The 14,856-nt window shown below is 45.5% G+C and carries 11 protein-coding genes; 1 reads left to right on the top strand and 10 read right to left on the bottom strand.

Features of this window, described 5'->3' with window-relative positions; all coding sequences use genetic code 11:
• The 8 genes from IH879_09035 to ribD form a co-directional block, all read right to left on the bottom strand.
• On the bottom strand, positions 1 to 402 hold a 402-nt coding region (locus tag IH879_09035; protein MCH7675084.1), incomplete at its 3' end, for a hypothetical protein.
• A gap of 71 nt (positions 403 to 473) precedes the next feature.
• Entirely contained in the window at positions 474 to 1,733 is a 1,260-nt protein-coding gene (murA, locus tag IH879_09030; GenBank protein ID MCH7675083.1) for a UDP-N-acetylglucosamine 1-carboxyvinyltransferase, read from the bottom strand.
• A 17-nt stretch (positions 1,734 to 1,750) separates the two neighbouring features.
• Positions 1,751 to 3,460, bottom strand: coding sequence for a DNA repair protein RecN (gene recN, locus IH879_09025; protein MCH7675082.1), 1,710 nt, complete (start codon positions 3,458 to 3,460; stop codon positions 1,751 to 1,753).
• 28 nt (positions 3,461 to 3,488) lie between these two features.
• Positions 3,489 to 5,708: a hypothetical protein gene (locus IH879_09020; GenBank protein MCH7675081.1), complete on the bottom strand. Its 2,220-nt coding sequence runs from the start codon at positions 5,706 to 5,708 to the stop codon at positions 3,489 to 3,491.
• A gap of 12 nt (positions 5,709 to 5,720) precedes the next feature.
• Entirely contained in the window at positions 5,721 to 6,185 is a 465-nt protein-coding gene (locus tag IH879_09015; GenBank protein ID MCH7675080.1) for a 6,7-dimethyl-8-ribityllumazine synthase, read from the bottom strand.
• On the bottom strand, positions 6,182 to 7,441 hold the full coding sequence (locus tag IH879_09010; protein ID MCH7675079.1) for a bifunctional 3,4-dihydroxy-2-butanone-4-phosphate synthase/GTP cyclohydrolase II: 1,260 nt from the start codon (positions 7,439 to 7,441) through the stop codon (positions 6,182 to 6,184). Before IH879_09010 ends, IH879_09015 begins: the two co-directional genes overlap by 4 nt.
• Before the next feature lie 190 nt (positions 7,442 to 7,631).
• Positions 7,632 to 8,270, bottom strand: coding sequence for a riboflavin synthase (locus tag IH879_09005; protein ID MCH7675078.1), 639 nt, complete (start codon positions 8,268 to 8,270; stop codon positions 7,632 to 7,634).
• A gap of 6 nt (positions 8,271 to 8,276) precedes the next feature.
• On the bottom strand, positions 8,277 to 9,365 hold the full coding sequence (ribD, locus tag IH879_09000) for a bifunctional diaminohydroxyphosphoribosylaminopyrimidine deaminase/5-amino-6-(5-phosphoribosylamino)uracil reductase RibD (protein ID MCH7675077.1): 1,089 nt from the start codon (positions 9,363 to 9,365) through the stop codon (positions 8,277 to 8,279).
• A gap of 274 nt (positions 9,366 to 9,639) precedes the next feature.
• Between ribD and IH879_08995 the strand changes: the two genes are divergently transcribed.
• Positions 9,640 to 12,390 carry a vitamin B12-dependent ribonucleotide reductase gene (locus IH879_08995; protein ID MCH7675076.1) on the top strand — a complete coding sequence of 917 codons (2,751 nt, stop codon included), beginning with the start codon at positions 9,640 to 9,642 and terminating at the stop codon, positions 12,388 to 12,390.
• 119 nt (positions 12,391 to 12,509) lie between these two features.
• Here IH879_08995 and IH879_08990 read toward each other — a convergent pair whose 3' ends face one another.
• Both IH879_08990 and IH879_08985 read right to left on the bottom strand, forming a co-directional pair.
• Positions 12,510 to 14,015 (bottom strand): carboxypeptidase, encoded by a 1,506-nt coding sequence (locus IH879_08990; GenBank protein MCH7675075.1) that lies wholly within the window; start codon positions 14,013 to 14,015, stop codon positions 12,510 to 12,512.
• Positions 14,002 to 14,475 (bottom strand): hypothetical protein, encoded by a 474-nt coding sequence (locus IH879_08985; protein MCH7675074.1) that lies wholly within the window; start codon positions 14,473 to 14,475, stop codon positions 14,002 to 14,004. The genes IH879_08990 and IH879_08985 overlap by 14 nt, the downstream gene beginning before the upstream one ends.
• Positions 14,476 to 14,856: the final 381 nt, after the last annotated feature.

Here is a 14,856-nt window from a genome sequence, read left to right as displayed (position 1 = left end):
GTCGGCTTCTTGCATTTCCAGGCGTAAACTATCGAGCATCGAGTTTCTGGAGCCTGAAAGTTTTTCTAACTCAGCTATTTCAACTTCCAAGTCCAAAAAGAGTTCTTCACTCAGAAAGTCTTGCTCACCGGCGCTCATGTCGGCGCCGGAGGGATCAATACCAAGAGCTTCCAATATTTCCCGTCTTTGAAAATCTTCTAGTTTTGTTGGCTTTTCATCCAAAAACGCCAATTGCGTCATTAAATCCGAGTTTTCAGATTCGCTATATCCGCTTTCTGGGTCGGCAAATTCGTCGTCATAAGCGACAGTTGGTACGCGTCCGCTACACACCATAAATAATCCCCAAATCATTAAAAGAAGTGAAATAAATGAGGTGCTCAAGATTCTTCTTACTTCGCACATGATGTGTACTCCTTTAGTTGTAAAACAAAAACTATTATAATATAAAATTACAATTTATTTAGTCAATACTTTTATAACCCGCCTTCTTCACGCCAAATATCAGCTCCCAACAATTTCAATTTTTCTTCGATTTTCTCGTAACCTCTATCGATATGATAAACTCTCAGAACATCGGTTCTACCCTGTGCTTTCAGTCCGGCCAGAATAAGGGAAGCGCTAGCGCGCAAGTCCGTTGACATCACAGGGGCACCGTTAAGATTCTCGGTTCCAGTTACAACAGCGCTATTTTTATTGCGCTTGATCTCTGCACCGAGACGTCTCAGTTCAGCTACATGAGTAAACCTATCAACAAATATAGTATCGGTAATAATGCTGCTGCCGTTAGCGACGCACATTAAAGTCATCCATTGAGCCTGCAGATCCGTTGGAAAACCGGGATAGGGTGCTGTCGTAATACTCACAGGTTTGATTTGATTCGGAGCCTTACAATAAAGTGTCGAATCTCCTTCTTCTATAAATACGTCACATTCGCGCAATTTGGAAACTAAACTCGTAAGAATTTTCGGATCCGTATCCGTTAGTTCAACTTCTCCACCAGTAATCGCAGCTGCCATTAAATAAGTCCCGGTTTCAATTCTATCGGGAACGACTGTATATTCAACCGGTTTGAGATGGTTGACGCCACGAACCGTCAGCCTTCCCGTTTCAATTCCTTCAATATCGGCTCCCATGGTCACCAGAAATTGAGCTAAGGCAGTTATTTCAGGTTCGTGGGAGGCGTTCTCAATTATGGTTCGGCCCTGTGCCAACACAGCGGCCATCAAAATATTCCCGGTCGCGCCGACGCTTGAAATATCAAAATTAATGGAAGCGCCTGTCAGCTTTTTTGCATTTGCAACAATGTAACCTTTTTCCAATTCAATTTTTGCACCGAGCTTTTCCAAGCCTTTGAGATGCAGATCGACAGGTCTCGAACCAAGAGCACACCCGCCTGGCAAAGACACTTTTGCTTCTAAAAAACGCGCCAACAAAGGCGCCAGAACGTAAATTGAAGCCCGCATGGTTTTAACAAGCTCGTATGGCGCTTCATAAAAATTGCACTTCGAGGTATCGATAGTGAGCGAATTGTTTGCGAATTCCACCTGTGCGCCGATAATGCGCAGAAGATGCGCCATTGTCTTAACGTCGCGTAAATCGGGAACGTTATGGATTTTAAACTTGCCCGAAGCTAAAAGGGTTGCGGCCATAATTGGCAAAGCGGCATTTTTGGCGCCACTAATCTTAACTCGACCCTTTAGTGCCTTCCCCCCGTTTATACCAATTTTATCCAAATGAGCCTTTCAAAAGTTTAATCTATGGTCGCGTCGTGCAAAAGTTCGCGCGCACTATTTAAATGCGTTTCGGAAATTTTTTCACCCGCCAGCAATTTCGCGATTGCTTCGGTCCTTTCTTCTGAAGTCAGTTTCCGGATATTCGTTTCAACCCTGCCCATTCTCTCAACTTTCTCAACTAATAAGTGCCGCTCCCCCATGCTGGCAATCTGCGGCAAGTGAGTAATACAAATCACTTGATGGAACTCCGAAAGTTCCTTTAATTTACGTCCAACGGATTGGGCAATTCGGCCTGAAACGCCGCTATCAATTTCATCAAACACCAGAACAGGAATCCGGCCATTCTTTGCCAGGAGTGATTTTAAGGCAAGCATGATGCGAGAGATTTCACCACCCGAAGCCACCTTGGCAAGAGGCCGCAATTCTTCCCCTTTGTTTGTTGAAATGAAAAACTCTACAAAATCCATGCCAGCCGAGGTTGCATGGTAGTCCTGACCTTGAATGTTGATTACCCCAAGTGGATCATCTTGATACTTTAGAGTCACCTTGAAACGAACTGAAGGCATCCCTAAATATGATAAGACTTCCGGAACGAGTTGATCTAGCTGCCTTGCGAAATTCTTCCTTTTTTGGCTTAATCCAAAGCACAGCTTTGAGAATGTTTCCCTTTCAGATTCAATCGTTTTTTTTAAAGATGCGATTTGTGAATCCAGATTCTCCAAACTCTCCAATTCCGCTTGCATTTTTTCCCGAGCATTGACAGCTTCTTGGAGACTTCCTCCAAAACGTTTCTTTAATCCTGCTAATGTGGCAATTCGATTTTGCAATTCCTCTGCCCGCTGTGGGTTGAAGTCAATATTTGACTTATAACTCCCCAGGAACTTGGAAATCTCCTCAACCGTCAGCTTAGCTGATTCACAATCAAACTGGGCGGCTTGAAACTCCTGGTCAATTTCTTGAAGCTCCCGAAGCCCGTTGCTCACCCGCCCAAGCTGCTCAAGTACAGACTTTTCTCCTTCGTATAAAATTCTATAAAACTCATTTGTTGAATTAAAAAGGCGTTCCCTGTTTTGCGTGATTTTTTCTTCTTTGAAGAGTTCTTCTTCCTCGTCTGGTGACGGGTCGATCTTGTTAATTTCATTTATTTGAAAAGTATAATGCTCTTTTTTTTCCTTTAATAACCCTTGTTTGTTTTCCAGCTCTGTTAATTCAGCAATAACGGATTGAAGCTTTTGATATGATTCACCGACCTCTTTAACTTCAAGCTCCAGAGAACCAAACTCATCCAGAAATATCAGGTGATTTTTAATCTTTAACAAAGACTGATGATCGTGCTGTCCGTGCAGGTCAACCGCCAGATCGCCAATTTCCTGCAGAATTGATAGTTGTACAGGCGTGTCATTAACAAATGCCCGGGAACGATTGTTGTCAGAAATTTCGCGTCTCAAGATCATCTGCTCCTGATCCAGAGCAAGGTCATTTTTCTTGAGAAAATTTAGCAGTTGGCCGTTTTCTTCTATCTGAAAAGTGCCCTCAATTATTGCCTTAGGCGCTCCCTCTCGTACAATCGTACTACTAACGCGATCCCCCAAAATAGTTCCCAACGCGTTTATGATGATCGTCTTGCCGGCGCCGGTTTCGCCGGTTAAGATATTTAGGTTATCACCAAACTCGATTTCCTCATCCGCGAGTAAAGCATAATTTTTAATTGAAAGAGTTCTTAACATTTGATTCCTGCTTGCATATATGAGCGGCTTATCGTCTAACAACCGCAACTTTACCCGTTGCTGAAATATCGTTGTTTGTAAAAGCTAAATACACATATATTCCACTTGCTACGAAATTGCTGTCGTCATCCTTGCCGTCCCAGACAATCTGTCCTTTTCCCTGCACATTGTTAAAAGTTTTGACCTTGATGCCGGAAATTGAGTAAATATTAACGCTTGTATTCGCCGCCAGATTTGTAATGGTAAAACCATCATCAAAACCGTCTAAAATAAATGGATTGGGGAATCCGGTCAACTGGTTCAAGTTTTCCTTGGGTGCTGTGAATGGCGTCTGAAATCGTGATAAGCCATTGGTCGTGCCAATCCAAACTTCTCCTGTTTCCTCGTTAAATGCAAACGACTGAATGTTATTGCTCACCAGTGGGCTGTTACCGGTGGTGTAATCGGTCTGAGTTCTCCCGTCATTGTTAAGCACTGTTATTCCGTTTGCCGTCCCGATCCACTTATTATTAATGCCGTCGATTCCAATTGTATTGACAAAACTGTTAATAAGTCCGGTTCGCCTGCCAACCTGGCCTTGCCAAAAGTTAAGCCCTTCTTCGGTGCCAATCCACATGATGCCGTCTTTATCTTCTGCGAGTGCGGTTATCTTGTTAGAAAGCAAGCCTTCTGTGTTATCCAGCCCCTGGTCGAATCTATCATCAGTTTTATTAGATAACGTACCCATGTAATCGATGACCTTGATGCCCCGGTCTTCCGTTCCAATCCAAATTCGATTAATTCGATCAATTTCCAGGACCTTGACAAAACGCGTACCAATTTCTTCAACCGTGGATAAAAAATAAAAAAACTCTCCTTGCGGGGACCGAACGGGAAGCACCTGATCGTTGACGGCCTCACGATTGACAATCCAAATGTTGCCGAATTCATCCTGGGTCATATCGGTCACCAAAACAAAGGTCGGATCGATACTTATCCCAGCAAGAATCTCCAGACTGGCATCTATCTTGGTTAACGAAGTGTCAGTTTCGGATACCTCAAAAATGGTGATACCGCCGCCCCAACTTCCTGCCCAGGCACGGTCCTGCGAATCTACCATCACGACCCGATGGTCTTTTTTGGTCAATCCGGATTGAGTGGAAAAGTTGGTCCAAACACCATTCTCATTAAGCATGTGAACTCCGCTGATCTGGGAGGCGCACCAAAGCCGGCCTCTTGAGTCCAGGGCCACACTGCTAAAATCATTACTTGCCGGGCTGTTAACCGTCTCCAATTGCCAGCCATCACTTCCATTATATCGAGCCAGTCCTAAATCTTTCCGGCCAATCCAAATGTCTCCATTGCTGTCAGTATCAAAAGCTGTAACGTCCCCGTAAGCGCCCAGTTTCTGCCACTGGTCTTCCGAGGGATCCAGCCAAAAGACACCGTCCCGAGTAATCGATACCACCGAATTCTCCGGGAAAAATTGATTCGAATTTACGACTGCAATTGCAAGCACATTCGTTCCCGTTAATCCGGCATCCATCCACTGGCCGTCGATTAAGCGTGCAACTCCGGAAATTGTGGCAGTATACGGGGTGCCATCCAACACAACCAATTCGTTAATACGGTCGGAGGGTAAACCCTGGCTCGTTGTAAACTGAGTCCAACTCGAAGGGGCTTGCAAGTTTGGTAAATCTAATGATGACCGGGCGATTCCTTTATCCGTTGAAACCCAAATATCGAGTGCATTTATAGTGACGGAATTGGCTCCTATTTTTTCGATATTTCCACCGGACGAGAGACCTAAGTTAACATACGTTTCCTTAACTTCGCGCCGGTCGATTGTATATAAACTTACACCGATATCTAACCCAATGTATAAAGAATCTCCAAAAGCAACGATATCTGAAATGGATTGATTTTGGTAATCATCTATTATTTCAAATTCTTGCGTATCAGGTGAATAACGATTCAGCAGACCATCGAAAAATGCTATCCAAACCATCCCGCGTTTATCAATTTCAACCGCTACAATGTCGTTAGAGCTCAATCCGTCTGTGTTTGTTAATTTTGAAATCATCTCAGTGGTTAAATCGAATTGCAGTAACCCGCCACCGTTGGAGCCGCCCCAAACCGAGCCCGCACCAATTGCAATATCAGCGATAGTGCCCACACTGGTATAGCTTTGCCAGCCAAGAACTTGTCCGTAACTAGACTTCGAAAAAATTGCAAGTAAAGTTAGTAAAAATAGAAAACGTCTGAACATCTGTTTTAAGTATCAAGTCAATTGATCAAATAGGTCGGCCATTTCTATTGCTGAAAGCGCAGCGTCCCAGCCTTTGTTCCCAGCTTTTGTACCGGCACGCTCAATCGCTTGTTCCAAAGTGTCGGCTGTAATCACGCCATAAGCTGTCGGCACGCCGGTTTCGAGCGCCACTTGTGCGATCCCATTTGTTGCTGCAGCAGCGATGTGATCAAAATGGGGCGTGGCTCCGCGAACAAGTGCACCCAAACAAATAACGGCGTTAAATTTCTTGGACTTCGCCAGGGCGTGCGCCATTGCCGGTATCTCAAATGAGCCGGGTACCCAGGCAACTTCAATATCTTGTTCAACAGCTCCATGTCTTTTCAGACAATCAAGCGCTCCTTCGAGTAATTGCTTGGTAATTAAACTATTGAATCTGGCGACTACAATTGCAAACCGCTTGCCTTTCGCAGATAATTGGCCTTGGTAAGTTTTCATGTTTTTAATTCCGCTTTGTTGATTAAGAATTCCTGATTTTCCGGCTCGGGTTCATCATCGACTAAAGTCAAAAGATGTCCAAGTTTGTCGCGTTTAGTGGCAAGATATTTTTTATTAATTTTATTGGGGGGTATTTCAATCTTTACTCTTTCAACGACTTCAAGCCCGTAACCGGATAGGCCGATTATCTTCTTTGGATTATTGGTCAAGAGGCGAATTTTCCTGATTCCAAGATCGTATAAAATCTGCGCCCCCACACCGTAATGCCTTAAATCCGGTTTAAACCCAAGCGCTTCGTTCGCTTCAACGGTGTCCTTGCCTTTATCTTGCAATTCATAAGCCTTGAGTTTGTTTTCCAGACCGATGCCTCGCCCTTCCTGGCGCATATACAAAACCACGCCGTTCCCCTCTTTTTCAACTGCCATCAGAGCCTGGCGCAACTGATCTCCACAGTCACAACGCAGTGAGCCAAGAATATCGCCTGTAAGACACTGAGAATGTACCCGGACAAGGGTAGGCTTTCCAGAGCTCACGTCTCCTTTTACAATTGCCAGATGATGTTGTTCGTCAATTTCGCTACAGTATAAATGTAACTTGAATTTCCCAAATTCAGTGGGTAAATTCGTAGTGACAAGTTTTTTGACCAATTTTTCAGTTTGGCGGCGGTATTCGATTAAGTCCTTAATGGTAATAATTTTCAATTTGAACTGTGTGGCAAGTTCTTTCAATCTCGGAACCCTCGCCATACTGCCGTCATCGTCTAAAATCTCGCAAAGCACCCCTGCGGGATACAGTCCGGATAGTTTCGCAAAATCAACAGCCGCTTCCGTGTGACCGGCGCGAACCAAAACGCCGCCATCCCGTGCTCTTAAAGGGAAAACATGACCCGGCCGCATCAACTCGTCCCGTTTGGTTTTCGGGTCGATTAAAACCCTGACTGTTTCTGTTCGGTCAAAAGTTGAAATACCGGTCGTAGTGTTCTTTTTTGCGTCGACCGAGACAGTAAAGTAAGTTCGCATTCTTTCTGTGTTATTAGGAACCATAGGATGTAAATCGAGCTCATCGAGGCGTTCGCCGGTCATCGGTACACAAACCAAACCCCGCCCGTGCTTAGCCAGAAAATTGACTTTTTCGGGGGTAACTTTCTCCGCGGCCATGATAAAGTCGCCTTCATTTTCGCGGTCTTCATCATCGACAACGATTAAAATATTGCCCTGTTTATATTCTTCTATAGCATCCTTGATATTGTCAAACATATTTATTATTACCAATAAAGTTTTGCATTTTTGCGCAAAGAAATTTCTCCAATGTCACAAACTCTCAGCCGTCAGCTATCAGCTTCAAAAAACTAAATGCTGACTGCTGAAAGCTGATAGCTTGAAAGATGTTTATAGAGTTCTCGTTTCACATCTCACGTTTCACCTTTGCAATTGCGGCTTTGCCGCGTTATGAATAACCCATTTCTTCCAGCCATTCCTCAGAAATCTTACTCTGATTCGGCCTGGTTAAGATTCTTTCAACATATTTACCAATTAAATCTACTTCTATATTAACGTTGTCCCCTACCTTTAAATTCGCCAGCGTCGTTTTTTCAAGGGTATGCGGAATGAGAGAAATCGTGATCTGGTTCTCTTTCAAGCGTGCGATCGTCAAGCTCACGCCATCAATTGCAATCGAACCCTCGGAAATCACATATTTCAACAAGTGCGCCGGCAGCTTTATTGAAAGCAGAACCCCTCCCTCTTGCCGTTGTACTGCCGCTACCTCGCCGACTGCATCCACATGTCCTTGCACGAAATGGCCGCCCATTCGATCAGAAAATCTCAGCGAGCGTTCTAAATTAATCTGACTGCCATTTTTCAGCGAACCGAATGTTGTCTTATTTAGCGTTTCCTCAACGGCTTCGACCTGAAAGTTTGACTTCGAGAATTCAACAACTGTCAGGCAAACCCCATTTAACGCGACGCTGTCATCGATGGCTAAATCCTTTACAACTTCCTTTACAGAAAGAGTAAATCGAAGCGTTCCTCGATGTTTTTGAATTTGCTCAATTGTGCCGATTTCTTCTATCAGTCCTGTGAACATCTTAATCTATTTTTGAAGCCGCCCGGTCAACAACACATCATCGCCGATTTTTCGTTTTTCAAAGTCGCTCAGCTTTATACTCGCATTCAAAGAATGAATCCCGTTAAAATGAACCGCGCTTAAACCCTGCCCGAATATTTTCGGAGCGATGAAAATCGCAATTTTGTCAGCTAACTTCTCTTGCAGGAAAGCTGAGAATATCTGACTCCCTCCTTCTACCAAAACGCTGGTTATCCCCTCGATGCCCATTTTTTTGCACAACTCTGATAAATCAACTCGGGATTTGGAATCATTTTTAATTGTCCAAACATTTGCGCCCAGCTCTTTAATACTGCGAATTTTTTCTTTTGAAGCCCCAGAGGTGGTTGCAATGATTGTTTTCTCAACCAAAGGTTTAGTTAAAAAGTTTGAGTTCAATGGAATTTTTAGCGTGCTGTCCAGAACAATTCGCTTTGGATTGGGGCCTTTTGCCAAACGCACGGTCAATCTCGGGTTGTCTTTTAGAACGGTACCAATGCCGACGAGAACCGCATCATTTTGGCTGCGCATCTTGTGAACCAACCGCCGCGATTTCCCGGAAGTAATCCATTTGGAGCTGCCACCTGCTGCGGCAATTTTACCATCTAACGTCTGCGCGATTTTTAAAGTTATCAACGGGCGGTTGGTTTGGACATACTTGAAAAAGGCCTCATTGAGATTGCCACAGGCTTCTTCCAAAACACCAACCTTGACTTCTAAACCTTCCTTCCGAAGAAGTGCGATACCTTTGCCGTTCACAAGCGGATTCGGATCAGGCGTCCCAACCACGACTCTTTTTATACCGGAATTTTTGATTCGTTCAACACATGGCGGCTGCTTTCCCGTGTGGCTGCACGGTTCTAAATTAACATACAAAGTTGCGCCGTTGACATCCTCTCGCGCGGAATCAAGCGCTGCCACTTCGGCATGTACGCCCCCGAACTCCCGGTGAAAACCCTCGGCAATTATCTCATTATTTTTGGTAATGACCGCACCGACCAATGGATTTGGGCTAACCTTGCCGCGCCCTTTTTCCGCCAGCTTGAGTGTTTTTTTTATCAGCTCTTCGTCGGTCACTATTCATTACTTGGAAAAATATCTTATTTTCTATTGATTTAAGCGCTCAGATTTTGAAAATTAATATACTACTATTTTGAGTCCAAGTCAAGATTTTTTTGGAATGCAGCAATCTTACAAACATACCATCTATTGTGTGTCCTTGTAATAAAAATACTATATTTTGTATTTTTTCCTTGACTTTTAGATCAATTATTGTATCTTTAACTCCACAAGAAGTTAAAACACACCCCTGGTCTAATCAATTTATCCAGTAAACCTGAGGAGGAACCAAATGGCTTCAGGATTCTCAGCCCCAAAAAAGGACAGAGCAAACGCAACAGGACCGGTTTCGGGAAGCGGTGCCGACGGCAAAGGCTTAACCATTGCAAATTATTACACCAAACCCGATAAAAATCCGTTCGATAGCATAAAATGGCAAAAGCGCACAGCGAAAATAACCAACGAAAAAGGCGAAATTATTTTTGAGCAGAAAAATATCGAGACGCCTTCCTTCTGGTCGCAGACAGCGCTCAATGTGGTCGCTTCAAAATATTTCAACGGCAAACTCGGAACCCCCCAGCGAGAAAGCAGTGTGAAGCAGCTCATTAACCGGGTATCCGAAACCCTTTCCGATTGGGGAAGAGAAGACGGCTATTTTGCAACTGAGGAAGATGCCGCAACTTTCTATCACGAATTGACCCACATTTTGATCAATCAAAAAGCTACTTTTAACAGCCCGGTCTGGTTTAATTGCGGCATTGAAGAAAAGCCTCAATGTTCGGCTTGTTTTATAAATTCGGTCACAGACAGCATGTCATCAATTCTGGATTTAGCGAAAATCGAAGGCATGCTTTTTAAATGGGGTTCAGGCGCCGGTTCCAATCTCTCTGCCATTCGCTCTTCAAAAGAAAAAATTTCCGGTGGCGGAACGGCTTCCGGACCGGTCTCTTTCATGAAAGGATTCGACGCGTTTGCCGGGGTCATTAAGTCCGGCGGTAAAACACGCCGCGCAGCGAAAATGGTCATTCTAAATATCGACCACCCGGACATTGTTGACTTCATCAATTGCAAAACAAATGAAGAAAAAAAGGCCTGGGCTTTAATCGATGCCGGATATGACAGCGCCATCGATGGAGAAGCCTACACCAGCATCTTTTTCCAAAACGCCAATCACAGCGTGCGGGTCAGCGATGAATTCATGAAAGCGTTAGTTGAAGATAAAAAATGGCAGACCATAGAAATCAACTCTGGCAATGTCGCCGACTCTTACCGGGCGAAAGATTTGATGAAAATGATAGCAGAGGCAGCCTGGCTTTCCGGCGATCCGGGAATTCAATTCGATACCATGATAAACGATTGGCATACCTGCCTGAACACGGATCGAATTTACGCCTCAAACCCCTGCAGCGAATACATGTTTTTGGATGATACGGCCTGCAATCTGTCTTCAATAAACCTGATGAAATTTCGCAAAGAAGATGGTGAGTTTGACGTTGAATCTTTCTTGCACACAGTCAGCATCATGATTCTGGCTAAAGAAATTATCGTTGGCAATGCAAGCTATCCAACTCCGGCAATCGCAAAGAACAGCCGCGACTTTCGTCCTCTCGGTTTAGGGTACGCCAACCTCGGCGCTTTGCTGATGTCTCTTGGCTTGCCTTACGACAGCGATGAAGGCCGGGGATATGCCGGGGCAATTACTGCTTTGATGTGCGGGCAAGCTTACAAAACTTCAGCGATCATTGCGAGCAAGCTCGGCCCCTTTCCCAAATACAAAAAGAATCGTTCTTCAATGCTGCGCGTCATTAAACAGCACCGGGAGCACGTTGATAAAATTCGGAAAGAACTTGTGCCAAGCGAACTCTTTCTTTCAGCCAAAAAGGTCTGGGACGACGCCTATGCCCTCGGCAGCGAGTACGGCTACAAAAACTCCCAGGTAACCGTCCTGGCGCCGACCGGCACCATCGCTTTTATGATGGATTGCGACACCACCGGCATCGAACCGGATCTGGCCCTGGTTAAATACAAAAAGCTTGTCGGCGGCGGGGTTATGAAAATTGTCAACAACACCATTCCCGAAGCTCTCAAAAAACTCAACTACACGGAAGCAGAGATCACTGCGATTGTCAAATACGTCGACGAACGCGATACCATCGAAGGCGCCCCCGGATTGAAGAAAGACCACCTGCCGGTTTTTGACTGCTCATTCAAGCCGGCGAACGGCGAGCGAACCATCCATCATATGGGCCATGTCAAAATGATGGCGGCGGCACAGCCCTTCCTCTCCGGCGCCATTTCAAAAACGGTGAATATGCCGAACGAGGTGACACCTGAAGACATTGCACAAACCTACATCGAATCCTGGAAAATGGGGTTGAAATCGATCGCCATTTACCGCGATGGCTGCAAACGCTCCCAACCGCTAAACACAGATTTAAAGGACGGAGAAGGAAAAGAATCAGAGGCCAAAGCACCGGTTGTTGCCCAACCGAGGCGGAAACGTTTGCCGGATGAACGGCAGGCAATTACTCACAAATTCAGCATTGCCGGGCATGAGGGGTATATTACCGTAGGCATGTATGAAGACGGCACACCGGGAGAAATCTTTATTGTCATGGCGAAAGAAGGCTCGGTGGTTTCCGGTTTGATGGATTCTTTTGCAACCGCCATTTCTCTGGCGCTGCAATATGGTGTACCTTTGACAGTACTTATCAATAAATTCATTCACTCGAGGTTTGAGCCTTCCGGTTTTACCAACAATCCGAAAATCCGCATGGCGAAATCCATTACGGATTACATTTTCAGGTGGCTGGCGCTCAAGTTTCTGCCGCCTGATGCAAGCCAGGAAGCCATGACCGAAACCGACGAGTTCGCCCCTGAAAACAGTATCAAGCAAGGGCAATCAGACCATGCGGCGCAAGAGAAGCTGGTTTATCAAACGCAGGCTGACGCACCGCCTTGTTTTGAATGCGGGGCGATTATGGTACGCAACGGCTCTTGCTACAAATGTTTGAACTGCGGTTCTACGAGTGGCTGTTCGTAATTTCCTCGGAGGGAGGAGATTGAATAATTGCTCAGCGGCACGGTGAGCACTGACGAAAAAAGGCATCAAATTGATGCCTTTTTTCATTTATCGAAATCATTTTACGGTTAGTTCAGTGACTACCTAACTTTATACTGAGCCGGTACCCCTGTAGCGGGCATCGAATCACGGATAAATTCCCTGAGGTGCTCATTGGAACTCGCCAGGTCTTCCGCGCGCAGATACATCATATGCCCACTGCGGTAGGCTTCAAATCTTAGCCGGTCTTTCAACTTTCCGCTCGGGTCAAGATGCCAGAGTGTATACTTGGCATTGAAATACTGGGTCGCGCCGTCATAATAACCTGACTGGATCATCACATGCAGATAGGGGTTCATTGCCACAGCTTCGCGCAGGTTTTCACCCGTTCGGTTGTTACGTCTATCCCACGGACGCACCGGGCCAAACATATTATATTTAATATCCGTTTTGTAGTTAAGCTCTTCCCTCAAATAATAATTAATCGCCGGCGTAAAAGAATGCAGCCAGGATGTTAATTCAGCGCTAAAATCGGGCCGGCTTCCCCCCTCGTTTTTGTCGAGACCCAGGTACCGTGAATCCAATCTTCCCACGGTGTACCCTTCATTTCTCAAAAGTTCCTTCCAGAAATAGCGGGTCGGGACATCTAAATTATATTGTAAAAATGTTTTTTCCGAAACACCTGAATAATAAGCCATCTTAGCGGCAATTTCTTTCTTCTTTGCCTGTTCCAGAAAACCACCTGCCGCCATGGCCGGAATGAGTTCCTTAATGGTATAATTCTCAACTTCCGGTAATATTTCTTCCAGGTCCTTCTGCTGCAGGTCATCATTGAGTGCTTTATGATACCAGGCAGCTGCCGTGAAATACGGTAATTGCAACGCCGCTTCGACAGGTCCGCCTCGTTCAATACCGATATCCGTAGGAGAAACCAGAATAACGCCGTTAAGATACATCCATTGAGAATTTTGCAGCTCCAGCGCTAATCCCGAAACCCGTGTTGTGCCGTAGCTTTCGCCAATCAAGTACTTGGGAGACCGCCAGCGATTTTTTCTGGATACAAAAGCGCTGATCCACTCAGCCAAATATTTGATGTCGGCATTCACACCAAAAAAAGTTGATTTTTCAACCTTCTCCTTCTTATCATCTTCCTGCTTCACGATTCTGGAAAAACCGGTATTCACAGGATTTACATAAACAATATCGGCCACGTCCAGAACGGAATTCGGATTCTCTTTAACGCCGTAAGGCTGTATCGGGTAACCCTCGTCATTAATCCGGAGGACGCGCGGTCCGGTATATCCAAGGTGCATCCAAACAGACGCGGAGCCGGGGCCGCCATTAAACGAAATCAGCAAAGGCCTTGCCGCACGATCTTTAATATCAGATCGCTCATAATAGGTGTAAAACAACGAAGCTATCGCTTTGCCATCTTTATCCCAGACAGGTTGTGTTCCCGCTGTTGCCTGGTAGGGAAAACGCTTACCTTTAACAGTGACCTGGTGTTCGGTCATAACAGCGGATTCGGTCTCCAATTCCCGGTTCTGGGAAAAAGCAGAGGATGTAATTGCAACTGCAAGAATCATTAATATTCTAGAAAGTTTCATAAAAGGATCCTTTATGTTTTATGAAACGCTGACCTTCTCTAAGAAGGTTCGCGTTTGTTTGGGTATTAAAGAGCTCGATACAACCTTCCGAAGGTTCAAAACCATCGCAAGGTTTGGGATAGTTTGCACGATCGGACAGCTTTAGCCGGCGCAGGGGTTGCCAATGCCTTGAGAGTTTTTCATCCCATTCCGGGTTGGACACCTCTCCGTCGGTGGTTTGAAAATAAACCTGCATCATAGCTGCGACTGCAAATGGTTCTAATAAAGCTGCTTTAAGGCTCCAAGCGAAAATGACGGCCAGAATAAACCCCCAAACCCGTTTTTGCCCGGAAAGAGTGAGAACAGCGCCCCAACCGGGGTAGACTTCCCGAAAAAACGTTGGTTTGTGCGGCCCGCACGTCCGCTCTAAGGGGATCGCAATATGGGCGCGGCTCAAAGTACCAGCATTGCGACTGTGCACTCACCACGCCTGGCAAGCCTGCAAGAGAAGATGCCGCGATTGCCAGCATCACCCCGTTCTGCAGCGCCAGGACGTCTAACGATCCTGCGATTCACCTGTCGGGGTTAGGCCAAAATTGGCGACCCATGCCTTTAATTGCCTTTCCGAGGGGGCTTACGAGCAGCACCGCCCCGAACAGGTGAAATCGCTTGTTAATGACGCGCCACCGACGGGGCTGAAGCGCATCAGTTCATTCGATTGTTGCGGGTCTTGCCTTCTTCACATTCAGGATCGTTAAGGCGTCGCCGCAATCTTAATTAAAGTTGCAAAAGCTGGGGTTCTAAATGAACTCTGAAAAAAAATCTGTTGGCTGTGCCTGTGAGTGTTGTCACTCACGCGATT

The organism is candidate division KSB1 bacterium (assembly GCA_022562085.1).
In the GTDB taxonomy this organism is placed as follows: Bacteria; Zhuqueibacterota; Zhuqueibacteria; order Oceanimicrobiales; family Oceanimicrobiaceae; genus Oceanimicrobium.
The sequence above is the reverse complement of the archived record's forward strand: the minus strand, read 5'-3'. Positions and strand labels throughout refer to the sequence as shown.